This is a genomic window from Chryseobacterium sp. W4I1 (assembly GCF_030816115.1).
GTDB lineage: Bacteria > Bacteroidota > Bacteroidia > Flavobacteriales > Weeksellaceae > Chryseobacterium.
The window spans coordinates 118,417-144,521 of sequence record NZ_JAUSXQ010000001.1; the positions used below are offsets into that span (position 1 = coordinate 118,417).

24 protein-coding genes and 13 tRNA genes are annotated in these 26,105 nt (G+C 37.0%); 35 read left to right on the forward strand and 2 right to left on the reverse strand.

The annotated features are described in order from the left end of the window. Positions 1 to 125 precede the first annotated feature (125 nt). A complete protein-coding gene (locus QF044_RS00570) occupies positions 126 to 1,172 on the forward strand; it encodes an MBL fold metallo-hydrolase (protein ID WP_307262440.1) in 1,047 nt (348 codons plus the stop codon). Between the two features lie 91 nt (positions 1,173 to 1,263). Here the strand turns inward: QF044_RS00570 and QF044_RS00575 are convergent, their stop codons facing one another. Next, the gene (locus tag QF044_RS00575) at positions 1,264 to 2,118 is read right to left on the reverse strand and encodes a DUF4822 domain-containing protein (protein WP_307262443.1); all 855 of its coding nucleotides are present in this window, start codon (positions 2,116 to 2,118) and stop codon (positions 1,264 to 1,266) included. 406 nt (positions 2,119 to 2,524) lie between these two features. Between QF044_RS00575 and QF044_RS00580 the strand changes: the two genes are divergently transcribed. Together QF044_RS00580 and QF044_RS00585 are read left to right on the forward strand one after the other, a co-directional pair. Continuing rightward, the gene (locus QF044_RS00580; RefSeq protein WP_307262446.1) at positions 2,525 to 3,238 is read left to right on the forward strand and encodes a DUF434 domain-containing protein; all 714 of its coding nucleotides are present in this window, start codon (positions 2,525 to 2,527) and stop codon (positions 3,236 to 3,238) included. A 1-nt stretch (position 3,239) separates the two neighbouring features. Beyond that, complete coding sequence (locus tag QF044_RS00585; RefSeq protein WP_307262449.1) at positions 3,240 to 3,890, forward strand: hypothetical protein; 651 nt, start codon at positions 3,240 to 3,242, stop codon at positions 3,888 to 3,890. A gap of 242 nt (positions 3,891 to 4,132) precedes the next feature. Here the strand turns inward: QF044_RS00585 and deoD are convergent, their stop codons facing one another. Next, entirely contained in the window at positions 4,133 to 4,843 is a 711-nt protein-coding gene (deoD, locus tag QF044_RS00590) for a purine-nucleoside phosphorylase (RefSeq protein ID WP_307262451.1), read from the reverse strand. 303 nt (positions 4,844 to 5,146) lie between these two features. On the opposite strand from deoD, the gene QF044_RS00595 reads away from it, so the two are divergent. The 32 genes from QF044_RS00595 to QF044_RS00750 all read left to right on the forward strand — a co-directional run bounded on the left by QF044_RS00595 (position 5,147) and on the right by QF044_RS00750 (position 26,092). Next, entirely contained in the window at positions 5,147 to 5,536 is a 390-nt protein-coding gene (locus tag QF044_RS00595; RefSeq protein WP_307262455.1) for a VOC family protein, read from the forward strand. Between the two features lie 254 nt (positions 5,537 to 5,790). Beyond that, positions 5,791 to 6,453 carry a hypothetical protein gene (locus QF044_RS00600; protein ID WP_307262458.1) on the forward strand — a complete coding sequence of 221 codons (663 nt, stop codon included), beginning with the start codon at positions 5,791 to 5,793 and terminating at the stop codon, positions 6,451 to 6,453. Then, positions 6,428 to 7,561, forward strand: coding sequence for an AAA family ATPase (locus QF044_RS00605; RefSeq protein ID WP_307262461.1), 1,134 nt, complete (start codon positions 6,428 to 6,430; stop codon positions 7,559 to 7,561). The genes QF044_RS00600 and QF044_RS00605 overlap by 26 nt, the downstream gene beginning before the upstream one ends. After that, on the forward strand, positions 7,534 to 8,277 hold the full coding sequence (locus QF044_RS00610; RefSeq protein WP_307262463.1) for a hypothetical protein: 744 nt from the start codon (positions 7,534 to 7,536) through the stop codon (positions 8,275 to 8,277). The genes QF044_RS00605 and QF044_RS00610 overlap by 28 nt, the downstream gene beginning before the upstream one ends. After that, positions 8,268 to 10,649, forward strand: a complete 2,382-nt coding sequence (locus QF044_RS00615) for a hypothetical protein (protein ID WP_307262466.1) — start codon at positions 8,268 to 8,270, stop codon at positions 10,647 to 10,649. Before QF044_RS00610 ends, QF044_RS00615 begins: the two co-directional genes overlap by 10 nt. After that, positions 10,639 to 12,348, forward strand: coding sequence for an APC family permease (locus QF044_RS00620; RefSeq protein ID WP_307262469.1), 1,710 nt, complete (start codon positions 10,639 to 10,641; stop codon positions 12,346 to 12,348). The genes QF044_RS00615 and QF044_RS00620 overlap by 11 nt, the downstream gene beginning before the upstream one ends. After that, a complete protein-coding gene (locus QF044_RS00625; RefSeq protein ID WP_307262472.1) occupies positions 12,338 to 13,360 on the forward strand; it encodes a hypothetical protein in 1,023 nt (340 codons plus the stop codon). Before QF044_RS00620 ends, QF044_RS00625 begins: the two co-directional genes overlap by 11 nt. A gap of 846 nt (positions 13,361 to 14,206) precedes the next feature. Next, a tRNA-His gene (locus tag QF044_RS00630) sits at positions 14,207 to 14,279 on the forward strand. A gap of 112 nt (positions 14,280 to 14,391) precedes the next feature. Then, positions 14,392 to 14,465: transfer RNA gene (locus tag QF044_RS00635), tRNA-Lys, on the forward strand. Between the two features lie 6 nt (positions 14,466 to 14,471). After that, positions 14,472 to 14,545: transfer RNA gene (locus QF044_RS00640), tRNA-Arg, on the forward strand. 6 nt (positions 14,546 to 14,551) lie between these two features. After that, positions 14,552 to 14,623: transfer RNA gene (locus QF044_RS00645), tRNA-Asp, on the forward strand. A gap of 68 nt (positions 14,624 to 14,691) precedes the next feature. Then, positions 14,692 to 14,763 (forward strand) — tRNA-Pro (locus QF044_RS00650). A 109-nt stretch (positions 14,764 to 14,872) separates the two neighbouring features. Then, a tRNA-Ile gene (locus tag QF044_RS00655) sits at positions 14,873 to 14,946 on the forward strand. Positions 14,947 to 15,050: 104 nt separating this feature from the next. Next, a tRNA-Asn gene (locus QF044_RS00660) sits at positions 15,051 to 15,122 on the forward strand. 425 nt (positions 15,123 to 15,547) lie between these two features. Next, a tRNA-Tyr gene (locus tag QF044_RS00665) sits at positions 15,548 to 15,630 on the forward strand. An 85-nt stretch (positions 15,631 to 15,715) separates the two neighbouring features. Continuing rightward, positions 15,716 to 15,787, forward strand: a tRNA-Glu gene (locus QF044_RS00670). A gap of 293 nt (positions 15,788 to 16,080) precedes the next feature. Then, a tRNA-Leu gene (locus tag QF044_RS00675) sits at positions 16,081 to 16,154 on the forward strand. Positions 16,155 to 16,216: 62 nt separating this feature from the next. After that, positions 16,217 to 16,289 (forward strand) — tRNA-Phe (locus QF044_RS00680). 7 nt (positions 16,290 to 16,296) lie between these two features. Next, positions 16,297 to 16,369, forward strand: a tRNA-Gln gene (locus QF044_RS00685). Positions 16,370 to 16,376: 7 nt separating this feature from the next. After that, positions 16,377 to 16,447 (forward strand) — tRNA-Trp (locus tag QF044_RS00690). 121 nt (positions 16,448 to 16,568) lie between these two features. Next, on the forward strand, positions 16,569 to 17,054 hold the full coding sequence (locus tag QF044_RS00695) for a ribonuclease H-like YkuK family protein (RefSeq protein ID WP_307262475.1): 486 nt from the start codon (positions 16,569 to 16,571) through the stop codon (positions 17,052 to 17,054). A 48-nt stretch (positions 17,055 to 17,102) separates the two neighbouring features. Continuing rightward, positions 17,103 to 17,474: a cyclic-phosphate processing receiver domain-containing protein gene (locus QF044_RS00700; protein ID WP_307262477.1), complete on the forward strand. Its 372-nt coding sequence runs from the start codon at positions 17,103 to 17,105 to the stop codon at positions 17,472 to 17,474. Positions 17,475 to 17,629: 155 nt separating this feature from the next. After that, a complete protein-coding gene (locus tag QF044_RS00705; RefSeq protein WP_307262480.1) occupies positions 17,630 to 18,193 on the forward strand; it encodes a DinB family protein in 564 nt (187 codons plus the stop codon). A gap of 4 nt (positions 18,194 to 18,197) precedes the next feature. Next, positions 18,198 to 18,350 (forward strand): hypothetical protein, encoded by a 153-nt coding sequence (locus QF044_RS00710; RefSeq protein WP_307262482.1) that lies wholly within the window; start codon positions 18,198 to 18,200, stop codon positions 18,348 to 18,350. Further along, complete coding sequence (locus QF044_RS00715; RefSeq protein ID WP_307262484.1) at positions 18,313 to 19,212, forward strand: RNA ligase family protein; 900 nt, start codon at positions 18,313 to 18,315, stop codon at positions 19,210 to 19,212. The genes QF044_RS00710 and QF044_RS00715 overlap by 38 nt, the downstream gene beginning before the upstream one ends. 48 nt (positions 19,213 to 19,260) lie before the next feature. Next, positions 19,261 to 20,205: a peptidase gene (locus tag QF044_RS00720; protein WP_307262486.1), complete on the forward strand. Its 945-nt coding sequence runs from the start codon at positions 19,261 to 19,263 to the stop codon at positions 20,203 to 20,205. A 148-nt stretch (positions 20,206 to 20,353) separates the two neighbouring features. Beyond that, the gene (locus QF044_RS00725) at positions 20,354 to 20,905 is read left to right on the forward strand and encodes a 3'-5' exonuclease (protein ID WP_307262489.1); all 552 of its coding nucleotides are present in this window, start codon (positions 20,354 to 20,356) and stop codon (positions 20,903 to 20,905) included. Between the two features lie 276 nt (positions 20,906 to 21,181). After that, positions 21,182 to 21,994: a hypothetical protein gene (locus tag QF044_RS00730; protein ID WP_307262491.1), complete on the forward strand. Its 813-nt coding sequence runs from the start codon at positions 21,182 to 21,184 to the stop codon at positions 21,992 to 21,994. A 582-nt stretch (positions 21,995 to 22,576) separates the two neighbouring features. After that, complete coding sequence (locus tag QF044_RS00735; RefSeq protein ID WP_307262493.1) at positions 22,577 to 22,822, forward strand: hypothetical protein; 246 nt, start codon at positions 22,577 to 22,579, stop codon at positions 22,820 to 22,822. A gap of 100 nt (positions 22,823 to 22,922) precedes the next feature. Further along, positions 22,923 to 24,434, forward strand: a complete 1,512-nt coding sequence (locus QF044_RS00740) for a slipin family protein (protein ID WP_307262495.1) — start codon at positions 22,923 to 22,925, stop codon at positions 24,432 to 24,434. A gap of 316 nt (positions 24,435 to 24,750) precedes the next feature. Continuing rightward, on the forward strand, positions 24,751 to 25,173 hold the full coding sequence (locus QF044_RS00745; protein ID WP_307262497.1) for a hypothetical protein: 423 nt from the start codon (positions 24,751 to 24,753) through the stop codon (positions 25,171 to 25,173). Positions 25,174 to 25,291: 118 nt separating this feature from the next. Then, the gene (locus QF044_RS00750) at positions 25,292 to 26,092 is read left to right on the forward strand and encodes a DUF6493 family protein (RefSeq protein ID WP_307262499.1); all 801 of its coding nucleotides are present in this window, start codon (positions 25,292 to 25,294) and stop codon (positions 26,090 to 26,092) included. Positions 26,093 to 26,105: the final 13 nt, after the last annotated feature.

The following is a 26,105-nucleotide window of genomic DNA, read 5'->3' on the forward strand; positions in this document are numbered from 1 at the left end:
CTGTGGGGCATATAAAGTAAAATGCATCATTTATTCGTCCATTGATATAAATAAGAAACCTAATTCTTATATTTATTATTCTGATACCTCTTTTAATTAAAGATTCAGAACTTAAAAAAAACGGAATGAATTTAAAGAAGCAAATGGGACAGTTTCCCAATGAGAAAAGAAAAACCTATTTCCATACACTCTTCAACTATACCGATGGAAAATTTCAAAATATACTTCCAACTCCGGCATTGCTGGAGGGCGAGAGCATGACCAAATTGCTTCTGCAGGCTTTATGTAAAGTACAAAATGCAACTCCAAAATCTCCTGTTCCGTTTGTGATAACTGATCTTAAAAATCTCAAGCCCGAAGAAAATGCTCTTGTATGGTTTGGTCACAGTTCTTATTTCATTCAAATTGATGGTAAAAGATTTCTGGTAGATCCTGTCTTTAGTGGTAATGCTTCACCAATGCCCGGCTTCATAAAAGCTTTTCCTGGCTCAGATCACTATAAGCCAGAAGATATGCCGGACATAGACTTTCTTTTGATTTCCCATGATCATTGGGATCATTTGGATTACAAAACTGTTCAGAATCTGCAAACCAAAGTAGGAAAAGTAATATGTGGATTGGGAACTGGACAACATTTTGAATACTGGGGTTGGAATCCGGAGAAAGTAATTGAAAAAAACTGGTGGGAAAGCATTGACTTGTCAGATGGTTTTAACATCACACTAACGCCCGCAAGGCATTTTTCAGGAAGACTCCTGAATAGAAATATCTCACTTTGGACTTCCTTTGTCCTTCAAACACCCTCCAAAAAACTGTTTCTTGGCGGCGACAGCGGTTATGGAAACCATTTTACTGAGATCGGAGAGAAATACGGCCCTTTTGATCTTGCCGTAATGGAATGCGGGCAGTACAATGAAAAATGGCCTTACATCCACAGTCTTCCCGAACAGATCATTCAGGAAGTAAAGGAACTAAGAGCTCAAAACTTTATTCCTGTTCATCATTCAAAATTTAAATTAGCCCAGCATCCGTGGTTTGAACCTCTGGAACTTGTTTCAAAATATGCAGAAGAGAACAATATACCCGTTACCCATCCGATGATTGGGGAAAAAGTAGATCTTGACCGGTTGGGCAAAGTAACATGGAAAAAATGGTGGCAAGAGCTGATGTAAAGAAAAAGTTGAAATAAGTATCCCAATAAATTAAAGAGCCTGCCAAATCCGGGCAGGCTTTTACATCTAAGATCATCTACTTAAAAATATTTTATGGTTCTTTGTGATCCACTTGGGTATGGATAATATCATAATACACTGAAGGATTTCCAGCATCGGGGATGATTCTGTAGGTAAATTCAGAACTGTTCAGCGTAAGAATATCAACGGTTCTGGTGAAAAGTACATTTCCGTTCGCGTCCAGAGCAGTGATTGTTCTCTTTTTTCCGTCCGGAGAAATCGACCATGTTCCCTGAGATCTTAGTACATTGTTCAGTCCGTAAATTGTAAAAGTACCATTCGCTTTAAAATAAGAATATCCAACAAAACCGGAAACACTTGGATCCGTTAAGGCTACCGGATTTCCACTGCTGTTTTTAGCACCTGTCGTTTCCCATGGGCTAGAAGCTAAAGTAAGCTGGCCATTAGCAGATTCGGCATGAGCCGTTTTGGTATGGACAATATCGTAATAAACGGAAGAATCACTTGGATTGGTGTAAATCCTGTAAGTGAATTCATTACTGTTGAGAACAAGAATATCTACAGCCCGTGTAAATATAGTGGTTCCATCAGGATTCAATGCCGTAATGGTTCTGGTTTTCCCCTGAGGATCTACAGACCAGGTTCCTCTTGATCGTAAAACTTCATTCAGTCCATAAATAACAAAAGTTCCGTCAGCTTTAAAATAAGCAAAGCCTACAAACCCGTTTACGCTGGCATCGTTGAGGTTTACAGCCTGGCCGTCCTTATCTTTTGCGGCTGTAGTTTCCCAGGGAGTAGAAGAGAGAATTTGTGAGGGAGTGACCTGCTCCACAACAATGTCATCATCATTATCGGAACATGATATAAAAGCAGTTGGCAAAAGCATTACTGTAAACAGGTAACATAATTTTTTCAATGTATTCATAATCAATATTTTTATTCACTGCAAACATATCTCTTATGAAAATCAAAACGTTGTACGAAATATCTCTTTTGTTGTAGAATGTATAACTCCACATTTCAGATGTTGATAAATTAATATGAATTCGGGATAAGATGGGTATGTGGTCATAATGAGGTAAGGAAGTCTGAAGATGGAAGATGGAAGTTTTTGAAGATCAAAAGCAGAACTGTAACCTGGCTCTACCCATTTTTTTAAACAACTTCATTAAATTTTATAGTAATTATTAAAAATTAGTGTTTAAAAGTACTTCCAGCCTCCCTCTTCCAGCTTCCCGCTCTTGTAGAAAACCTCAAGTTAAATTTAAAATCACAGGGAGTTCAGAAGCAGATTCCTGTCATTATATCCGCTTAAAAAACTATTTTTGAGTATGAATAACAGAAACCGTGGAAAAAACACCGGTGATGATGTGATTTTCGGTTCACAGAAACAGGTTGATAAGCTTAAAATGGCGGTTCAGGACATGATGTATTTATTGAGCAGAGGTTACGCAGAGAAAGCTTCTTCTGAACTCGTGGGAAACAGATACAAGCTTAAAACACGTCAGATTCAGGCATTGCGCGGAGTTTCCGCATCTGAACAGCAGATACAGCATAGAAAAGATAAACAGCTGGAAGTTTCGGATCTGAAAAACAAAATCCTGTATCTGGATGGTTTTAATGTATTGATTTTAATGGAAAGCTTACTTTCCGGTGCTTATATTTTTGAAGGAGCGGACGGATGTTTCCGGGATCTTTCGGGTGTTCACGGAACCTATAAAAGAGTCAACCAAACCCAGACAGCGATAGGACTTGTTGCAGCATTTTTTCAAAAAGCTGAGGTACAGAAATTGATCTGGATTTTCGATAAGCCGGTCTCCAACAGCGGACGGATTAAAAAGATTGTCCTTGATTTTGCAGAGGAAAACAAACTGAACTGGGAAGCAGAGCTGGAGTTCAATCCGGATAAGTTTTTAGCAGAAAATTCTGAAATTGCAGTGTCTTCAGATGCCTTGATTCTGGATCACTGCCCAAAATGGTTCAATCTCATTGCGTATCTGATCAGAGAAGAAAACCTGGAAGTTAATCTCATCAAAATGGCTTAAAATGAATTTATTTACGTTCTGTATTCCGTTTATTTCAAACCTCTGGAAAGAAAAATACCAGACTATTCTTACTGAAGAACATCTGCGGGCTATGGAAAACAATATCAGAAAATTTCAGAATAATATGCTGGAATGGGAGCTTCCCTATTTTAATGAAGAAATAAAGCCAGACCGGACGACAAGTTTTAAACTGTTCATCGATGTGCTCCAAAACAATGACTCCGATGAGATAAAAGCATCACAACTTGAAAATATTCCGTTTGAGCATTGGCTGAATATTCTGGGGCAGCGTCTGACTTCTGCCAGCGTCCGGGATGAAAATGCTGTTCCGCCTTTAAAAGGGACATTAATCGAAGCTTGCATGAAACCTTTTAACAACGAAATTACCATTGCTCAAAGAGCCTGGGAAAAACATATCGGAAGAATGGATGATGAATTTTGGGGTGAGATCAAGGGAAACAATATGCAGAAACAGGAAAAAGTAATGGAAAAGATTTTTTACATCCTGGATAACAGATCCTGGTGGAATGTTTTCTATCATTACAAACATGAACTTGTTTTTGAAGTCAGGGAAAAAGAAGGTCATGGGATCCGGTGGAGTCACGGCGGGAAACAGCTGATCGGTTTTCTTGAAAAATTTATCAACGACTAGAATATAATTTTCACTGCGTAAAAATATTGCGTACTGAGCAGAATCGCCGGAACGAACCGTCTTTCCTTCCGTATGTTGCACAAACGATTGCTCACTGGAAAAAAATAAGTATTTCCGAAGTGGTGGATAAAACCACGAAAACCGCCAGAAATTTTTTCAAACTATAAAAAGAGCTCTACTCATAAAGTAAAGCTCTTTTTTTATGGTGAAACTGCAAAAACTGCAGCTTAACTTCTTTTTGATTAAAGACTTTTTATTGCTGATTCCAAAGCCAGTTCCATCATAGGTTTAAGGGCTTTTTCTCTTTCGTCAGCAGAAATTTTTTCGTGGGTAGGAATAATATCAGTTACCGTAAGAATCGTCGCTGCATTTTTCCCTAAATGCTGTGCATTAGCAAATAACCCGAACGCTTCCATTTCTACAGCAGGGCAGTTGTATTTCGTCGCAATTGCTGGAACATTAGGATCTTTTCTGTAGAAAATATCGCTACTGTGTACATTGATCGCTTTAGTCGCTAAAGAAAGCTCCTGAGCAGTTTCATTGATCGTTCCAAAAATATTTCCCTGGTGAGGAAGAATTTCATCTTCAATTTCCCATGCATATTTTGCATATGTACTTTCGCTGGCTGCGTTTTCAATATTTAAAATATCAAAAAGCTTAAGGTCTGTGGTATAAGCTCCGCACGTCCCAATTCTGATGATAGTATCTACGTCATACTCCGTAAATAATTCAAAAGAATAGATCCCGATGCTCGGAAAGCCCATTCCACTGGCTCCTACAGTGATCTCTTTTCCTTTGTAAAGACCCGTATAATAAAAGATTCCTCTTGTTTTGCTTACCAGTTTAGCATTTTCCAAATAGTTTTCAGCAATATATTGTGCACGAAGTGGATCCCCCGGCTGCAATACTACTTTAGCAATTTCTCCTTTTTTTGCACTGATGTGAATACTCATAATGTTATTTTGAAGGGACAAAGATAGCAACTTTTAGATTGAAATAGCCCAAGGATTTATTATTCAATGCCATAAGTTTTCCGCACACAAATTCCCATCCTCCGGAGGTATGGCAGATCAGAGATTTGACGGGTGGTCAAAAAATCCCAACATAAAAAACATACACAATCATCTTGAATTCTCAGTAGAACACAAGCAAATCCTGCTTATGATTGCCAATACAGTTTCAAAATAGAATAACACAGAAGAAGTACAGGCAGTATCTCCTTCTTACTTTAGCAAAAATTAAAGATATTAATTGTAATGAAAATTGAACATATCGCTTTTTGGGTAAAAGATCTGGAAAAGATGAAAGAATTTTACCAGAAATATTTTGGAGCCGTTTCCAATGAGAAATACCATAATCCCTTAAAACATTTTCAGTCCTATTTTTTAAGTTTTGATAACGGATGCCGTCTGGAAATCATGACTAAACCTGATATTAAGGAAAGTGGAAATACTTATGATTCACAGCGGTACGGGATCATTCATCTTGCTTTTTCCACAGAAAGTAAAGAAAAAGTAGACAGACTCACGGAAACTCTAAGAAAAGAAGGTTACACAATTGCCGCAGAACCACGTACAACAGGCGATGGCTATTACGAAAGTGTCATTTTGGATCCCGAAAACAATATTATAGAAATTACAGATTGATCTTAATGAGTAAAGATTCTTTTCCTGTTTTCAGCGCGCGTCGAAGACGCGCGCTGAAAACAGGAACCTTAAACATCCATTATACAATCATCTGCAGCATTGACCGATATTCGAGTGCAAAAAAATAATTCAATAGTTTCCAATTAAGCTAATCAACCCATTTGTGAATTATTCACAACAAATGTTATTTAAAACAATCAAACACCTGTAGAAAAATTTTATTCTCACAGAAATAGTTTTATTTTTGTTAGACTATGGAAACCAGGTCACCATTTTTAGATACCCTGTTTCTGCTTCGGAAAAGCGGAACGGTCACTGTTTTTTCAAATCTACATGAGATATCAAAAAAAGAAGAACAGGAAGCCGGAGATTATTTTGAAACAGAATTTGAAAAAGAGAGACTGGAGTTCTTGTCCGGAGATATCCATTGTAACAAAGAAGCTGCAGTTTGGGCGGCAAAAGTCCTTTATTTCAGCACGCAACTCTATCTGATCAGGAAAAATACAGCCAAAGATCTGGATAAACTTATTCCTAAACTTAAAACAACTCCTGATATTTCTTCCATTTTGTCTGCGGATCTTTCATTAAGATTCCTGCCGCAGATCATCCCATTACTGCAAACTGCAGATCCGGAAGATCCTTTGGTTAAAATATTGGAAGAGATTCTTTCACAGTTTCATTATTCCGGGATCGGGTATCAGCTTGATCTGGAAAAGGTCAACTGGGAAAAAGACTTGAAAGACAGGACCTACCGAAAACTGTATCTCGAAAGGATTGTAGAAAAGAAAGCCTATGAACTGGCAGAAATTCCTTATATTAATCAACTGCTTATTGCAGAATTTGGACTTCACAAGAATGCATTTTGGAAAGAACTAAAAATAATAATAACCAATGACTCAAAATATTACAAAACTTAACACCGTTCTTAATTACGTAAAAGATACATTCGTTGGAAAAAATAATGTAGTAGATCTGCTGGGAATATGCCTCCTTGCAAGAGAAAATGCATTTTTATACGGACCTCCCGGAACGGCAAAATCCGCTATCGTGAGAACCCTTTCTAAAACGATGAAAGATGGTAGAAACTTTGAATATTTATTAACCCGTTTCACAGAACCGAATGAGATATTTGGTCCTTTTGATATAAGAAAGCTAAAAGAAGGGGAACTTCTCACCAATACCGAAGGTATGATGCCCGAAGCTTCACTGGTTTTCCTGGACGAGATTTTCAATGCCAATTCTGCCATTCTGAATTCACTTCTGACAGCTCTCAACGAAAAGATTTTCAAAAGAGGAAAAGAAACAAAACATTTACCGGCCTTGATGTTTGTTGGAGCCAGTAATGTCCTTCCCGAAGATGAGGCTCTTAATGCATTATTCGATCGTTTTTTGGTTAGGATCAATGTTGATTATGTAAATCCTGAGCTGCTTCAGCAAGTGCTTATTGCCGGAAGGAAGCTGGAAAATGAAATGACAACAAATATTCCCGAAATTCATGCAGAAGAGATAAGAGAACTTCAGAATCTATGTAAAACAGTAGATTTGAGACCCATTTACGAGGTGTATTTAAATACCATTATCAGTTTAAGAAATACAGGAATTGCTATTTCAGACCGTAGAGCCGTAAAGCTTCAGAACCTGATTGCCGCAAGTGCCCTGATCTGCGGAAGAAATGAAGCCGTACTTTCCGATCTTTGGGTACTGAAACACATCTGGGATACCGAAGAGCAGATTGAGATCCTGGAAGGCATCATCAACAGAACCATTGAGAAAGATGATCACCCGAAATCACATCCACAGGCGATGCAGAACAAAACTCCGAACCCGGAGGAAGTGATGAAAGATGTAAAAATTCTTGTAGAGAAATGGAACAGCGGAATGCTGAGTTTTGAAGAACAGAATGTGATCAAAGATAAATTGAGATACCTGCAAACCCGTTGCGACTGGATCAGAAATCCCGAGCAGAAACAGTATATTCAGCAAGAAATTGAAAGCTTATGGCAGAAAATCCTTCAAACAGTGTAAAAGAATTCTGGGCAGAACTTCCCCGGGCTGATGAAGATTTTCTGGGTGCTATCCGGGACTGGAAAAATGTACAGATCGCAGTGGATGATGATACGGTGTGGCTGAAAGGCATCACTGAGGAACAAGCGGTATCTGCAGATATCCAGCAGCTCCCTAATTTTATACTATACGAATTGCGTGATGGACTTTTGTTCAGAAAAGAAGCATTGGTGCCGAGCAAAAAAATGAGAACGGCCTTACTTTGGTCTTCCATCGATAAAGCTTTACCTCTTACTTTTCCAGCCTCCAATCAAAACTATTTTGGGATCAGTGAAAAAGTTCAGGTAAGATTACAACCTGGAAGTGAAGAATATCCGGTAGTAGCATTGTTGAGTGCAATGAAAGAAATTAAAAACAGTATTCCGATACAGCCAAAATTTAAGCTTGAAAAGATTGAATGGGCGGTTATAAGTGATAAAGCTCTGTTTCTGGGAACACCGCTGTTAAGTTTACCCGGAAAAACCTATTGGACAAAAAACGGACATCTTCTGCCTGCAGGTTTTGATTTTGAATTTAAAAATTTAAGCTCCATTTTGCAGCAGAAATATAACGGGAAATTGGATCAATGGCTGTTATGGAACGAACACGGAACTTATCTTCCTATCAGAAAAGAAGACTTCCGGGAACTGTCTGTAAGCTCATTCCGGCTCACTGAAAAAACAAGAGAATGGATTTAAACGAATATTTCCAGTCCTATGAAAATTACTTTTGGGAATGGCAGACCGATGAGGATATTGCCGGCGATTCCGGGTACCACGATCATAATCTCATCTCCATTCCGGGTGTTGGGGCTATAGCCTACAGGCCTTATGTGATGGAGATCCTCAAAGAGCTTCAGCCACAGGGATGGCCTCCATTTGGAGCATTGCTGATGGTTTTGTATGCCATGCAGGAAGGCTATACAGATTTTTCAGGCTCTCTGAAACATGCCGCAAGCTTTCACAGCATTGGTAATTTTGATTTTACCGCTGAAAAGAGCATTGAGTTTCTTGAAAAAATTAAATCATTAAATAAACTATATAAACAGGGGCAAAACAGGATCATACTGTTACAGACCCTTTTTAAAGATATACATAACAGAATAGCCGCCAATAGGGCAGAACTGATTCTAACCGTTTACTACAAAAGACCCCAGACGCTTGCCTCAAGTGCTGAAAAAAAATATGCAGGACCTTCTGCCATCAACAGGGATCTGAGCACCCTTACCCTTCTGAATGAAAAATTTCCGACCGTCCAGTCTATTATTGATGCAATGAAAGATCACATAGATGAGCCGGAACTGGATGATGAAATGATGGAAGAAGAAACAACCGTGGAAACTGATAAGGACTTTATCCAGCAGCTGATTGAAGAACCGAAAACGTTTCAGGTAGGAAGCCTTATCAAAAGAATCTGGAGTGGACTGAGAATTCCCATGCGACATCTTTCTCCAGGAGAACAGCCCATCGGAGGGATTTCTGATATGGCGAATAAAGGGGACCTCCACAGAATGCTCCTTTCAGAATTTGCCAATGAAGATGAAGTTTTCATGAATCGTGTGGCCAATAATGAAGCATTGTACATTCAAAGGGAAATACCACCGGAGGAAAATATTTTTGAACGGATCATCTTAATAGATACTTCTCTGAGGAACTGGGGAACGCCTAAAGTAATGGCCTTTGCATCCGCTTTAGCAGTGATCAGGCACCCGAAAGCCCATTCCGAATGTAAAGTTTTTGCTTTGGGACAGGCTGGAATACCCATATCTCTTGACAAACCGGAAGATATTATTGAAAATCTGAACCAGGTAAGTCCGGTTTTAGAGGTTTCAGAAGCTTTAGTGAAATTTTTTAACGAAGAACATACGGAAAAGGATCTTGAAGTGTTCTTCATCACCCATCAGGAAAACCTTACTGATGAAAAGATCAGAAAAGTGATCCATGAAAACAGGGATCGACTGAAATTCCTGATCACCACTTCATCTGATGGCGAACTGAATTTTTACAAGCATCATAAAGGAACAAGAAAACATATTCAGAAGATAAGGCTTCCACTACAGGAATTGTGGGCCAATCCGCCACAGCGTAAGCAAAAGGCTGAGAATATCAATGGCAAAAAGACAGATCTTCCACAGAACTATCCCATCCTGTTCCCCACACCATCCAACACGATTGCCCAGTTTTTATATGAAGGTGAGTTCTACATTTTAAGTTCAAAAAAACAATTGCTGAAAACCTATCTTTCAGATAATTATTACGACAGGAATTCTTATGATTATTATAAAACCTATCATGGCTGTGAAGCTCTGATAGAAGATATTTCTGTAAAACCCAGAGGACAGTTTGCCTTGGCTAGAAATAAGCAGCAGCATTTTATTTTATGTCAGTATCAGCCCGATAAAAAATTAATTTCAAAGCTTAATCTCAATACAAAAGAATACTCCGAGCAAAATGTTACCGGACTCAATATTCCCAACTCTTATCATCTGATTTATTTTGGCAGAAGTTTTTATCTGCATCAGCCTACGAATTCTTCCCTTTATAAAATCAATTTAGAGGGGAATGTATCTGTAGAATCCGTTTTTAATGATGATCTTGAAATTGATAAAAACGTTGTAAAAGCAGAGACGGAAGTTGCTAAACTGAATCGCAGTGGGATGAAAATAATCAGTAATTTCAACAGGATCGGAATTAATGAAAATAATAACCTCGTTATTTCCGGGAATGAACTCTGCAGCCTGTACGAGAACACATTAAACCTCTATAGAAATAGGGTTGAGGTTAAAATCCTTGCAGAGCAGAACAAAAATAAATTTACATTCCAGGACGGAAGTGAAATCATTACGGATTCCCGCGGAATGCTTACCTTTAAAAGCAGCAGTACCAGCATTCCCACCTTTTATATTCCTTCCACAGAATATGGTTTTCTGGCATTATCTACCGGCTCGGAATATGGCGGCTCGGAATATTACCTTCCCAAACAGAATTTATTGAGGGTGAAAACCATGGAGGAAATGTATTCACAGTATTTAACAGCATTTATAGATCAGATCCTGGATTATGGAGCTTAGAATTAAACCTTTTCCGAAAAATACTTATCCCAAAAAAGGCCTTTTAATCAAAGATCCTTCACCAGCGGTATGGCTCCATGAAATGGAAATATTGGGGATAGATCTTAACAAAGTAAAATCCTATGCTGTTCCGGCAAATGAGCCCAACATACTCTACGGCTGCCTGCTTGTATTCTACGATGAAGCTCCAAAAGAAATTGGAAGAAATGCTTATTTTCAATGTATTGATGATAAGTTTTTTATTCCTGAAAACACCCTGTTTTATCCCAAGATCAATCCGGAGGATTGGAAGCCTATAGATTCCAGGTTTGTGATTATGCACCCGGAATTCGGACTGGTGAGGTTGTCGGAGGAAATAGACTGGCTTTCTGTGGTTCAGGAACCTGAAATAAGCTCAGAATCTGTCAGAAAACCCTCAAACGGAGTAAAAATTCCTCAGCATATTGAAAGCTTCATTGTTGATATGGACGATGAAAAGATTCTGCAAGCTCTCCAACAGCCACAAAGCGAAGAAGAATGGATGAAAAATCTCCCGTTTGATCTTAAAAAGGTGATGGCCGGGAATAAAAAAGAAATTGAAAAATATTTAAAATATATAGAGAAATATCCTGACAGAGCAGTAGAGCTCGGTGTACCGCTAGATACGTTGGGGACTTCACGGGGAGAAGGCTTTGGAAACTTTACTTTCGGAGACAGTTGGCTGAGTTTATTATTTGGCGGATCAGAAAATAAAAAAGAAACCGCCGGAGCCAGAAATTTCCGCAGAGTATTCTGGGCTGTTGTTGGGATTGCTATACTCTTGAAAATCTTTATGCCTTCGGACAAAGATAAGGCTCAGAAAGAAGATTTTATTGTATCCTCCGGAAATATCATGAACGGTACTGAAAAATCATCTGCAGATATGCTCGCTTACCAGTCCGGGGTTACTGATATTGATATAAAAATTGATTCTATCTACGGAAGAGACAGAAGAAAACTGATCACTGAACACCAGAAAGCAAACAGCGTTCGCAATTCTAACAATGAAAACAGCTATAATGAATATTTAAAAAAAAGAGGAAGACCAATTAATGATATTCAAAAGGATATTTCCTCCCTTAACGGTAACATTGATCGATCGAAAGATTCCCTGAAAATAATTTACACCAAAAAGATTACAAAACATCTCGCACAGCAAGAAGAAAGCCTTAAACGCAATATTTCAGACTCCCTGAAACAATATACCAAAGGACAACCGGTTAATGGTGAAGTGGTAAAGTTTATTTTAAAGAAAAAGCAGGTTCTGATCGCAGATTCTCTGGGCCGGCTTTATGGTACCCTGAATATGACAGATCTTCCACCGTCACCGATTAAAGATTCAAAATTAGGAACTATGGACACAAATGCGAGTTCATATGAGAAAAAAACTTCCGTTTCAGACATCCTTTATATGGTGATATTTATGTTCGGGGCCATTGGGATTTATTCCTTCATATTCAGAAAAAAATCATTGAATCTTGGTGGCGATAATGTACCGTTTTGGGTGAAAATTTTTCTGGCAGCAATTTTAGTGGCTATGCTCGTATATCTGTTTTATCCGTTGATCAGAATGTTCGGCTACAACTGGTTCGTTTGGGTTCTGGTGATCGGTGTAATTCTTGTTCTTTACCGTCTTTTCAGCGAAGACAAAACTATTTTAAACAGCGAAGATGATGAATAAGCAGAAATTTATAGAAAAATTCCTGATGGCATTTATGATCCTTGCCGTCTTTAAGATCATTGGGATTGCAGCGCAGCTCTTCCATGAAAGTTTTTGGAGTGTTGTAGGAACTTTAGCAATTTTCCTTGTTGTTGCCTTTATTATCATGATCGTCATTACTGCTTTAAAAGATAAAGAACAGAACAGGAACAATTCCGGAAAAAGAGGCTCTGGCGGTGGAAATTTTTATCTCGAAACTTCTTTATTCGACAGGATCCGAAGCAAATATGAAGAGCTTGCCGAAAAATACATTGCCGAAAAAGATTATAAAAGGGCAGCAAAAGTGTATATGAACCTTCTTCAGGATAATTTCCGGGGCGCAAGAACACTTGAAGCTGGAGGGTTTTACAATGAGGCAGCAGCCATTTATCTTAAAAAATTAAACAATAAGACAGAAGCGGCGTCCTGCTACGAAAAAGCAAAACAGTACAAAAAAGCCATCGATCTGTACAAAGAAATGCAGCAGAAAGAGAAAGTAGGAGATCTTTACAAGGAACTCAATGACCTTAATAATGCCCACGAATACTATCAGATGGTCGCAGATGATTACACGGCAAATAATCAAATGGTAAAAGCCTCATTGGTTTACAGCAAAAAGATGGAAAAACCTGAAGAAGCGCAAAGAGTCCTGCTGAAAGGCTGGGATGAAGATAAAGACGCTTTCAACTGTCTGAATAATTATTTTGCCAACGTTTTTGATGTTAAAAAACTGGAGACAGAAATTCAAAAGTTGTATGCCAAAACACCTTCCTATAAAAAAGCAATCTACCTGGAAGCTATGAAGCATGAGTTTAAAAAAGATCCTAAACTACAGCCTGTGGTCCGCAATATTGCTTACGAAATTATCGCAGAAAAAGTAGCAACACGTTCCGATATCATTAATGATCTGAAATATTTCAATCCTGAAGACAGTGTAATTCTGAAAGATATTTCAAGATATAGAACGGGAAGAAATAAGATGCTCAGAAATTAAAAGTACCAAAATATCTTATCCGGGAAAGTGTCGATTTGAGGCATTCGAAGCCACCTCTCTTAAAACCGTGGGCTCTGTTTTTATTCCCCTGTTCAGTGAAGAAATGTCTTAGTTCTATCATTAAAAAACAATTTTTTATATCTTTGCGCCAGAAAATTATGACACTACAAAGAGCACATATCAATGTAAATCTATGCGATAGCCCTTCAATAAAAGGATTATTCGGATACGAATGGATGATATGGAATGAGGCGAAATGTGCTTGCTTTGAAAATTATTTACAATAAACCCGTAAGAATTTAAACAAAATACCGCAGAAACGCCTCGATAGCTCGAGGCGTTTCTTGTGTTTTAGTCCATAAATTATTTAGAATGAAAAAAAATAACCGTAAAAACAAAAATTTTTTAATTAACAATGACCATTTAATACGATAAATAAGAGTGATAAGTAACCCGATGAGAGACAGTCATTTAGGTATTTAAGAGATCCGCAGGATATTGCGGATGGTTATTCTTTATGCTAAAAATGTGATATAACATGTTGATTATCAAATATTTAATTCAAAAATAAATTTGCAGATTAAAAAATTTCATACTTACTTTGCAACCGAAAATTGAAAGCAACAGGTTTTCAGGATTCAAAAACTTTTAAATAACAAGAATATAATGAAACAATTACATAACATATCTGATCAGTATTCAAGACTAGACGGACAGGGGCCGAAAGGATATGCATGTATTCTGGATAGTGAATTTATTGATAAAAGGTGCTTATATACGTAGGTCTCAGTGATCTGATACGTCAAAATATATACAGCACCTCCCGAAAAGAGGTGCTTTTTTTATGGTTTCTTTAGCTTATTTGGTAAAGCGTCGGTCTGTGGCACCGGAGAACAGGGTTCGATTCCCGAAGATACCCAAAGTAAATAGGAATGGTGAATCGTGTTTACTGTGAATGGTCAATTGTCAATTTGCTTTGCTTGTCAATTTTAAATTCACTATTGACAATTGACCATTCACATAAAAAAAACAATCTCATAGCTCAATTGGTCAGAGCACCGGTCTTTTAAACCGTGGGCTGAAGGTTCAATTCCTTCTGGGATTACAAAATAGTTCTGTAGCTCAACTGGATAGAGCGTTGGTTTTCTAAACCGAAGGTTAGAGGTTCGATTCCTCTCAGAATTACAAAAAGGTCTATTGAGGTAAAGGCTAACCTGCCCGACTGTCTCTTGGGTACTGCGGGTTCGATTCCCGCATAGACCGCAAAGGTTCACAGGAAAAATTAAGTTCCGGCTGTCTCCCGGAAAGAAATTGGAAACTGAACCTGAAAACTGGAAAGATAACGGTGGTTGTTTACCCGTCTTGGACGCGGGAGGTCGCAAGTTCGAATCTTGCTTTCCAGACAAGTTTTGCCAAGGGCAAAAGTGAATGGTGAATAGTGAATTTTGCTTCGCAAGTGAATTAAAAGAAAAATTGACAGTACAACGGATTGACCATTCACAAACAGAAAACAATTTCGTAGCTCAAGTGGTTAGAGCATCGGTCTGATACGCCGGAGATTGAAGGTTCGAGTCCTTCCGGAATTACAAAAGATGAAAAAGTGAATAGTCAATGCTGAATTCTGTTTAGCAGGTGAATTTAAAAATTGACAGTAAAACGGATTGACCATTCACCATTCACATAAAAAAATGATTTCGTAGCTCAATGGTAGAGCACCGGTCTGTTAAACCGGAAGTTGAAAGTTCGAGTCTTTCCGGAATCGCAGATAACTAAAATGTTAATTGTTTCAAAAGAGAAGAAATAAGGTGTGTCAAGAGCAGAAGATCTTTACGCCAAATATGGAAAATACCGACAGCCTTTTTCTTTTTTATTAGAAGCTAGATATTAGAGGTGTAAACTCTCTATCAATCATCAATCATCAATTATCATTTATATCACATCTGATGGTTCGCCGAAGTGGAAGAGTCGGGGCGGTCTGCAAAACCGCTGTGAAAACTGAGTGGGTTTGAATCCCATAGCCATCTCAAATAACTAAAATGAGATTAGTTCCGGAGAAAAAGTAAAAGTTTGTCGAGCGCAGAAGTTCTTATATCAAACAAAAAATTAAGACAGGCTTTGTTTTTCTTCAAATAGAAATTAGAGATTAGAAATTACTTATTACTAATCGATTATTACTCATCATATTTAGAAGCTCGCCGGAGTTGGAGAGCCGGGGCAGACTGTAAATCTGTTGCTTTATTGCTGAGTAGGTTCGAATCCTACCGCTTCCACAAAAACCGCTGGTAATGTAATGGCAGCATGCAGGAAAAGTACTCTTGTTGTTCAGGTTCGATTCCTGGTCAGTTGTTTTATAATGCTCTATTCGTCTAATGGTGAGGACGTCTGCCTTTCGAGCAGATGATAAGGGTTCGATTCCCTTATAGAGTACAGACGTGAATGGTCAAAAGTCAATTGTGAATTATAATACCATGAAAGTTCAGATTGAGAAGTAAAATTGATCCACTGATCATTCACGGAAAAACAGGGAAGAGAAAAGTTTGTCGAGCGCAGAAGATCTTAAAAACACAAACTACAGGCATAGTTTTATAGGTACAAACCTTCTCCGACCTTTAATAATCAGTAATGAGTAATTGTGGGGAATGATGAGAGATCAATGGTGAATGGTCAGTAAGTCAGTTTTTAAAATTACTAATTACCAATTAATCATCACTAATAAAATTGCGGGAGTGGCGGAACTGGCAGACGCACTTGATTTAGGCTCAAGATATTGGGGGTTCGAATCCCTTTTCCCGTACAGAACATAAATGATAATAAGGCTATTTTGGGATTATTCATTACGAATTACTCATAAACAAGGGATCAGTGGTGTAGAAGGTCTGCACATTTGTCTGAAAAGCAAAAGGGAACCGTTCAATTCGGTTTTGATCCACAAAAAATGATTCATAGTGTAATTGGTCAGCACACAAGACTTTGACTCTTGTTGTTCAGGTTCGAGTCCTGATGAATCAACAAAACTACTCTGATAGTGTAATGGTAGCAGCTCAGTCTCCAAAACTGATGGTATTGGTTCGAGTCCAGTTCAGAGTGCAAAAAAGTGAATCGTCAATGTGAATTTTACTTAGTAAGTAAATTAAATTGGCAGTAAAACGAATTGACAATTCACTATTCACAAATAATATTTAAACAGAATTTTAAAACATGTAAAAAAATGGAAACGCAACAAGAAGTATGGCAGAATATGAAAGGAATTTTTTTCCGGAAACCTATCACACAGCTGGTAGAAGAAGCCATCATCCGCGAACAGGCTAACGGTCACCGCCTGAAAGTATGTGTAGGCTCAGACTCTCACGTGTATGGCGACGCTATCAATTATGCAACAGCAGTAGTATTTGTTCGGGAGGGAAAAGGAGCGTTTACCTTTATCAGAAAAGAAAGACAAATACAGAAGATCAGTATCAAAGAACGAATGCTGAATGAAGTCAACAGATCCGTAGAAATCGCGTACGCTATCTGTGCTATTCTGGATGCCTATGGTGTGGAAATGGAGGTACACGCAGACATTAATACCGACCCTGATTTCAAATCAAATACAGCATTGAAAGATGCGATGGGCTATATTCTGGGAATGGGCTATGTATTTAAAGCAAAGCCTTACGCATTCGCAAGCACCAATTGTGCTGATATGATGGTTTAATAAATAAAGATTGTATTCACAGGCTTTCGGGGCTTAAAAAATAACAGGATGGAAATCACCAAAAGATTATTATTTCTGGATGATATAAGATACCCGATTGAGGCGTATCATTATACCAAACAGGATATTTTCCTCAGAAAAGACTGGCATATTGTTCGCAATTACGAGCAGTTTGTCAACCGGATTATGGAAAAAGGACTTCCGGAACTCATTTCTTTTGACCATGATCTGGCAGATGTACATTATCTGAAACCTAATTCAGAGGACTACACTGAAAAAACAGGCTATGACTGTGCCAAATGGCTGATAGAATATTGTATGGATAATTATTTGGATCTCCCAAAATTCTATTGTCATTCTATGAATCCGGTGGGCAAGAAGAATATTCTAAGCCTTTTGGAAAATTTTAAACAACTGTAATCAACATTTTTAGATCAGCGCAAAAAGATTGTGTTCTTACTTTTTTTACTTTGTATAATCATAATATCAAAGATTACTGAAAGAAAGAAGCTGAAGATGATTGATTGAAAGGGAGGGAAATATTCCAGGCCTTTTGGAAAACGATAAAAATTGTAATGGATATTTTTAGATTAATTCAGGATATAAAAACGCATTTGAAACTCAGTTTTGATGAGGTGGACAAGTGGTTTGAAAAAGATGAAAAAACATTGAATGCTCTGCCCGCCAATGGGGGCTGGACGGTTCAACAGATTTTGGAACATATTTATCTTGCCAACTTTTATTTGCTCATTCTCATTGAAAAAGGATCAAAAAAAGCAATGCGGAATTATCTTGAGCTTGATCTGAATTCCAAAATAAAAAATTACAGTTTCGATAATGAAATATTTGAAAAAGTAGGGGAGCACGGTGTTTTTGAATGGATTAGACCTGAACATATGGAGCAGAAAGGAGAATTAAGTCTGAATGAAATAAGGAATTTAATGAGTCAGCAGTATGATCAGTGTTTAAGTTATTTAGACCTGATGAAAAATGGCGAAGGTCTCCTCTGTGAAACAACAATGACAGTGAATGGACTGGGAAAAATCAATGGGTATGAATACATTTATTTCCTTTCACTTCACGCTCAGCGACACCTTACTCAAATGAAAAAAAATAAATCAGAAACTATTAAAAACTAAAAAAATGATTTTCAAAACATATAACTCTATAGAAAACGCTTACCAAACCTGCGTGATCGATCAGATCAGGTTGCAGGGTTTTGGGGATGAGATTTTCATTGTGCAGGAAAAGGTTCACGGTGCCAATCTCTTTCTTTACCGATGGAAAGGAAATTAAAATTGCGAAGAGAACCGCATTTATTGAAAAGGATGAAAAATTTTACAACGCACACCTTATTTTAGAACGTTACAGAAAAAATGTAATTGATTTGTTCCAAAAAGTGAAAACCATTCACCCGGAATTAGAAACAGTAGTGATCTACGGTGAACTATTCGGAGGTGGCTACAAACATACAGAAGTAGAACCTGTAAAAGATGCTATCAAAGTACAAAAAGGTATTGAATACGCGCCTCATAACGAATTCTATGGATTCGATATTAAGTTGAACGGTACTACTTATTTGGACACTGATGTGGTGAATCATATTTTTGAGGAAACCGGATTTTTCTACGCAAAGGTTTTATTCCAGGGTAGTTTGGAAGATGCTTTGAGATTCCCGAATGTATTTGACTCTAAAATTCCGGCTTGGCTTGGCTTACCCGAAATGGAGAACAATATGTGCGAAGGAACGATTGTCAAAACTTTGAAAACCAGATATTTTGGAAACGGCGCCAGAGTCATTCTTAAAAACAAGAATGATAAGTGGGTCGAAAGATCTAAAATGGTTAAAAAAGACCGTAAAGACGTCCAAAAACCGGCAGATTTTTTAGAAAATGCTCAGAATATCTGGGAAGAAATTCAAAGGTATGCTACAGTCAACAGGTTGCATAATGTGGTGAGCAAGGTGGGAGAATTTGAACCCAAAATGATAGGCAAGATCATAGGTCTTTTTGCTCAGGATATTTTGGAAGACTTTGGAAAAGATTTTCCGGATGCTTTCACTTCAGTGGAAAAAGACGAACAAAAAAGAATCAACAAAAAGTTGAATACTTTAGTGATTGATTTTATAAAAGAAGAGTTGATGACTCTTAAAGTTTAGTTTCGGTATATTTTTACCGGAACTTTTTTATGTTTAAAAACTAATACAATGATACAGGCAGAAATAAAAAGTCTTTTGAGAGAAGACATCAGCATATTAATAAAAATTGCAAATACAGGAAAACATTATTTGTGTGACTGCGGTGAGGCAAGCTTGCTTACCGTAAAAGAAATACAGTCCGTTTCAGCGGTGTTCATCAGTCATACACACATTGACCATTTTTCAAATTTTGACGGAATTTTCAGACATCAGATTGGTGGCGGAGAAAGAGTTGTCATCTGCGGCCCGAAAAATATCCATCATCAGATTGAAGCGAGATTAAAATCTTACACATGGAACCTGATCGATGAAAAAGCCATTGAATATGAAATCCGCGAAATCGTTTCCCCTGAAGAAATTAATGTTTATATCCTCCGTCCACCGCACTGGAACCTGGAACTGATCAAGACGCAGAATTTTCTTTTTGAAGATGATCAGGTAAAAGTAGAGTTTGCCATTCTTGATCATAAAACAGATTCCATTGCGTATCTGTTTAAAGAAAAGGATTCAGTCACCTTTCATGAAGAGGCTTCCGGCTTCGGAAAAGGAAAATGGATCAGCGAACTGAAAATGGCTTTTGAAAATAATGATGAGGATAAGGAAATTGATATTGAGGGAACCGCTTACAAAGCATCTGATCTGTTTTATTTACTGACCAGAAATCAAGGTTACAGGCTTGGGGTAATCATGGATCATGCGGCAGATCAGGAAAATTATGAAAAGATGAAAGCGGTGTTCAGTGAGGCAGATCTCGTATATATCGAAAGTTTTTATAAAGATTCTGATCAGGAGTTTGCGAAGCTTAATTATCACAGCTTTGCTTCTGCATCAGGACAGATCATGAAAGAATGTCAGGTGAAGAAAGCTATTCCCATTCATTTTTCAAGACGATATACGGAAACTGATGTTATTGAAATTGAAACTGCTTTTTATAAAGCACTTCACGAAAATTAATTAAAAATTTAAACTACAAAAGAATTGATTTTCTTAAACACAAATACCAATAATAATCTTCACAAATAAGCATAATCATCTGTGCAAATCCGTGTAATCCGTGGTTAAAAAAATGTAGTAAAAATTAAACAAACAAATTATTAAAAAAATGAAAACAACAGAAAATATATTAATTATAGACCTCGAAGCCACCTGCTGGAACGACAGACCGCCCAGAGGCCAGGAAAGCGAGATCATCGAAATTGGTGTGTGCATCATGAATGCAGCAACCGGCAAGATCTCCAAAAATGAAGGCATTTTAGTGAAACCACAGTATTCAAAGGTGAGTCCTTTCTGTTCGGAACTGACTTCCATTACACAAAATATGTTGGATGATGAAGGCATCATGCTGGAAGATGCTCTAGATATCCTTAGGGCAGAATACGATTCTGAGGACCTGACATGGGCAAGCTATGGCAACTATGATCTGAATATGTTGCAAAACCAAGCCAGAAGATTCAATGTGGATTATCCTTTGAGTGATGACCATATCAATGTGAAAACATTGTTCGGGCAGCTGCATCCTACGGTAAGAAAAAGTGTAGGCATGAGCAGAGCTTTAGGTGAGTTAAATCTTAAGCTGGAAGGTACACATCATAGAGGAGTGGATGATGCGAAGAATATTGCGAAGATCTTGCATTGGTGCCTTCAAAAAGCATAATTAGAAGTGAATAATTCGGCTCTAAAATCGTATATTTAAGTTTATTTCGAATTTAAATTATGATTGAAAAACTTAATATTTTAGAGCACATCAGAAAACGTCCCGGAATGTATATCGGTGCTTTAAATCACTACGGTTATCAGGAATTGCTAAGTTATTTAATTGAAGATTTTATAAAATTTTGGTATCTATGAGATAACTTTTTTACTCAAAAAGAAGAATCAATTAACAATAGAAGTTTCTGGTATCAAAACTTTTCTTCCTTTTTTAGATGCTTTGAAACATCTTCATGATTATAAAAACGAAAATTTTTATTTATCACTGGCAGGAATTGTTGCTTTATCTAAATACACAAGGATTGAGATTAATGGTGTACTTGCTTTTAGATCTGAAAAAGGAAATCCCGAAGTTTTAGAAGATGTTCAGGATGCCGACTTTAATAGAATAAAAATTGAATTTATACCAGATAAAGAAATTTTTCAAGATGTAATTTTAAATTATGATTTACTCAATAATTTATTGAGACGATTTTCATTTTTAAACAGTCAATTAAAAATTAAAAGTATCGATCAGTCCAAAAATGAAAAACAAATTAATATTTTCCATTACCCAAAAGGCTTGTCCGAAATAATTGATTACGAATTGGAGAAAATTTTTTTTTATTATTCATCAGTTTTTAAACTGAACTTTGAGAAAAAGACGGAGTTTTCCTATTCACTTGCCCTGGCATTTGTAAGTAGTTATTGGGTAAAACCTAAATTAAAAATATATGCGAACTATAAAGAAACAGTTTTAGGAGGCTCATTACTGGATGGAATTTTTCAAGGTCTTAAGAAATTTTTAAATGAAGAATCTTCAAAAAGAAGCCTGAAATTAAGTATTAAAACTGTAAAACTTCAAAAACATCTTTTTCTTTATGCTTCAGTAACAGGTGAGTTAACCTATTTAGGCGCAACAAGATGGAAGTTAGGAACTCCAGAAGTTCAAACTGAAATTAAAGAATTTGTTTATCAGGAATTGAAATTATATTTTGCGGATAAAGATTCTCAAGTTTCCGGAATTTTGGATATTTTACAGGAGGACATATAAGAGGGATCTCTTTCTTAAGGAAGTTTTATTATAAACTTTATCAGACAACGCAAGGCGGTTTCATATTTTGAAACTGTCTTTTTTATTTTTTATCAAATTTTATTTTCTACGCAGAATGATTGCGTAATATACCTTTTACTTTGCATTATCAAAATGAAACAGCACTGAAATTTGGAAAACAGATTTCAGTTAAAATATCAGGCAAGGCAGATTGTGTGTTTCTGTATAACACCATTGCAGAAGAATTTGTTGAAAAACATTGTTTTCGTTCTGTTCAGCTTGGTCCGAAGGTTTGAGGAGTTAACCAAAAAACTTCTACCATTAGCTATTGTACGGAGGTTCGAATCCTTCTGTTTCCTTCAGGGAAATATAACTCAGTCAGGTTAGAGTAAATAGTTTTTTTGCGAAGGTTCGACTCCTTCTCTCAATTAGATTGAGATAGCTCAGGCGGTTAGAGCACTACACTTCCCATGTAGTTGAAGATAGACTGAAAATCTATTTTTTACAGAGTTTTTAATGTTTTTCTTTAAAAACATTCCTATAGAGAAAACCTGAGTTTTTTCAGTTGTTGAATCAACATTTTTGAAAAAGCCAGTAAGAAAGATTTTTTCTGAAAGTGAAATTCAGTTGAAGAATACCCCAATTGAACGGAATTTTCTGGTAAGGACGGTTTTCCGCGTGAGCGATGGTAACGGATATCCTTTTTTGTACGCAAAAAAGATAGCAGTGAACGTAGCGACCCGGGTTGTTGCTTTCAGCGGTGGCCTGGGACACGCCCAAGATCTTACGGATTGGAAAAGAAGTTTAAGAAACAGTATTTTGAAATGATTGGAGCTTTTTGAAACTCCTTTGCTTCCGCCATTTTTTGGAAGAAAGAAACTCGGTTTCTCTTTTTAATTGGAAATAATAATCCTTAAAATATAATAAAATGATAAAAAATGTACATATTAAAGCCTACCAAATGGGTTTGGTCTTCAAAAACCGAAACTTAATTGAAGTTCTCAAAGAAGGTAATCATTATCTCTTCGGAAATAAATCGGTCACGATCTATGAGATGAAATCAAGGTTTGAAACCGGTGAAGATTTACCGATTCTGTTGAAAAATGAAATCCTGAAAAACCTTTTGGAAACGGTAGAAGTGAAAGACGGAGAAATTATTTTAGTTCATGAAAACGGAACTTTTAAAGATGTTTTAACAGTTGGACAATATGCGTTCTGGAAAGGAATGGTCAACAGAAAATTTCAGAAAGTCGACTTAACAAAGATTGAAATCCCGGAAGAAATTTCTAAAACAATCCTGGAAAATATAAAGGTGAAAAGCTTTGTAAGAAAGTTTCTTGTGCCTCATCACTATAAAGGTTTATTGTTAATTGACGGAAAATTAACTCATATATTGGAAAGTGGTATTTATTCCTTCTGGAACAATGATATTTCAGTTGAGGTTAAATTAATCGATCCCAACTTTGAAATAAAATCCCAATTTGGAACGCATGAAAATGTAGCTGCTTTACTAAAAAATGAAACCCTGAAAAACCTTTTGAAAATCGTGGAGGTAAAAGATGGTGAAATCCTTTTGATGTATGAAAACAGTACTTTAAAAGATGTTCTGAACGTTGGGCAATATGCATTCTGGATGGATATTACAGAAAGAGCTTTCCAGAAAGTGGATTTAACGAAAGTTGAAATCACTGAGGATATCCCGAATACCATCCTGGAAAATGCAAGGCTGAGACATTATGTAAGAAAATTTGTCGTACCGAATCAGTATAAAGGACTATTGATCATTGGCGGTAGATTGTTGAACACTCTGGAAGCGGGAACCTACAGTTTTTGGAATAATGAAATTTCCATCGATGTCAACACGGTTGATATGCGAATGCAGCAAATGGAAATTGCAGGACAGGAGCTTTTGACTAAGGATAAAGCGATGCTAAGAATCAATTTTTATGTGAGTTTTCAGGTACAGAGTATCGAAAAAGCACTGATGGAAAATAAAGAATATGATAAGCAATTATATATTCTGATGCAACTGGCATTGCGTGAGTTTGTAGGAGCTTTGACATTGGATGAACTGTTGCTTAAAAAAGATTCCGTAGGAAAAGAAATTCTTGAGAATCTGGGTGAAAAAGCCGGTGATTTAGGAATCAGAGCTTTTGATGCGGGTATCCGTGATGTGATTTTAACCGGTGAAATGAAGGAAATTATGAATCAGGTTTTGATCGCTGAGAAAAAAGCTCAGGCCAACAGCATTACGCGTCGTGAAGAAACGGCTTCCACAAGAAGTTTGCTGAATACCGCAAAACTGATGGAAGAAAATGAAGTTTTATGGAAGCTGAAAGAAATGGAATATATGGAAAAAATCGCAGAAAAGATTGGTGATATTACCGTTTCCGGAAACAGCAACATCGTTTCCCAGCTGAAAGAGATTTTCACAAAATAAAAAAGAATAAGGATCATAACATGGCAGGCATTAAGGTCTGCCATATTTATTTAGATATTAATCAGAGTAAGATTAGCAGAATATAAAAACAGAATAAATCCTGATTTAGAACAGTCTGAGAGTAAGGATTTTCATGATCATATTAATAATCATTTTTCCAGAATAATTTAGAGGAAAAGGCATTTTAACTTTTATTCTGAAATACCTGCAGAACTGCTCCTGAAAGCATAATTTTTTGTTAAAAAATTTGCTTTATGGGGGATAATTAATTGAAAGTCAATCGATTTTTATTATTTTAGTCCCCAATATTGGAATTATGTTTATTGAGGATAAATTGAAGAGGATTTATTTAGACTACAAGATCAAGGAAATTATACCTTTTCCTATAAAGCCGGCCCAAAAAAAGACAGAGTCTGCAGTCATTTTAAAGAGATATTTAAAGAAAGACTGTGGCCATGGCTACATTTCCATGTTTAGTGGTATGACTGACCCTAAAACCATCTCTGGTACAGCTTTTGAAGCGCTAATTCATAAGATAATTCCGGATAATTTTGACACTAAGGCAGTAGGAATAATGATCCGTCAAAAAATCAGTTTCGGAATTCTTCCGGTCAAAAGACTCAAAAGAAGGCTAAGCAATATAGGTCTGAATACCAGTTACAACCGGGCTTTAAAAAAACTAGTACTATCCATCCTTTTAACAATAGGTCAGCCTGTTTTTAATTTTAAAAAAGGCTAAAGATCTATGTTGAGCTGCTTGCTCTTAATCAGTCCTAAACTGATCATGCTGTAGCCAGGAGGTTAAATGAATGGAAAAACAATAATAACCTGAAAAATTAGTATCAAATTAAAAACAAATGAAAGAAAGACTTTATGAGATCCTTAATGAGGAAAGAAAACATGAAATTATTCCTTTTCTGAAGCAGCTTACAGCAGAAGAAAAGAAAACCCTGATTCCTACCATAAAAAAGCTGGACAGAGAGATCAGTAAGGTCGTAATGACTAAAAATTCATATCATACTGCCGGTTCTGCAGACCAGCATTCTATTATTGATATCGCATCATTTGTCTGTATGGATCAGAAGCATTACGGTAAAAATTACTGGAGCCTTTTCAGAGACAAGGAACAGGCAAGCACCATCCTGGAATGGGGATGTCCATACTGGTTCTCAGATTTTATCAATGACTCCATTGATGCGGAATTTACAGCTTTTGATTATCACGACATTTTAGACTGGACAGCGAAAGGGTATGTACAGCCCAGACCTGAGCTTCTTGGATATCACCTAAGCCATCAGCCATCCGATCTCGAAAAATATCCGGAAACACTGGAAACACACTTTTGGTACTTGTGTGAATTTCCTTCAAAATCACTTCCTTTTACCAGAGAATGGATGCCTTTGGTTCAAAAGCTGATTGCAGATGATAAAATTGAGAGAAAAAGATTCCTGAAAGAATGTCTTTTGGCAGCGAATAGAAATTTTAATAAAAATGTGACAGGATGGTTTATGGATGCATTCAATGTTCTTAAACCTTCTGATGAAGAACTTATCATGCTTCAGGATCACTTGATGGCAGGGCTTGCGTCTGTACAGTCAAAAGCGGTCAATACAATACTAGCTCACCTGAAGAAAATAGTTCCTGATCCTCAATTTTAAAACCAGTGAATAT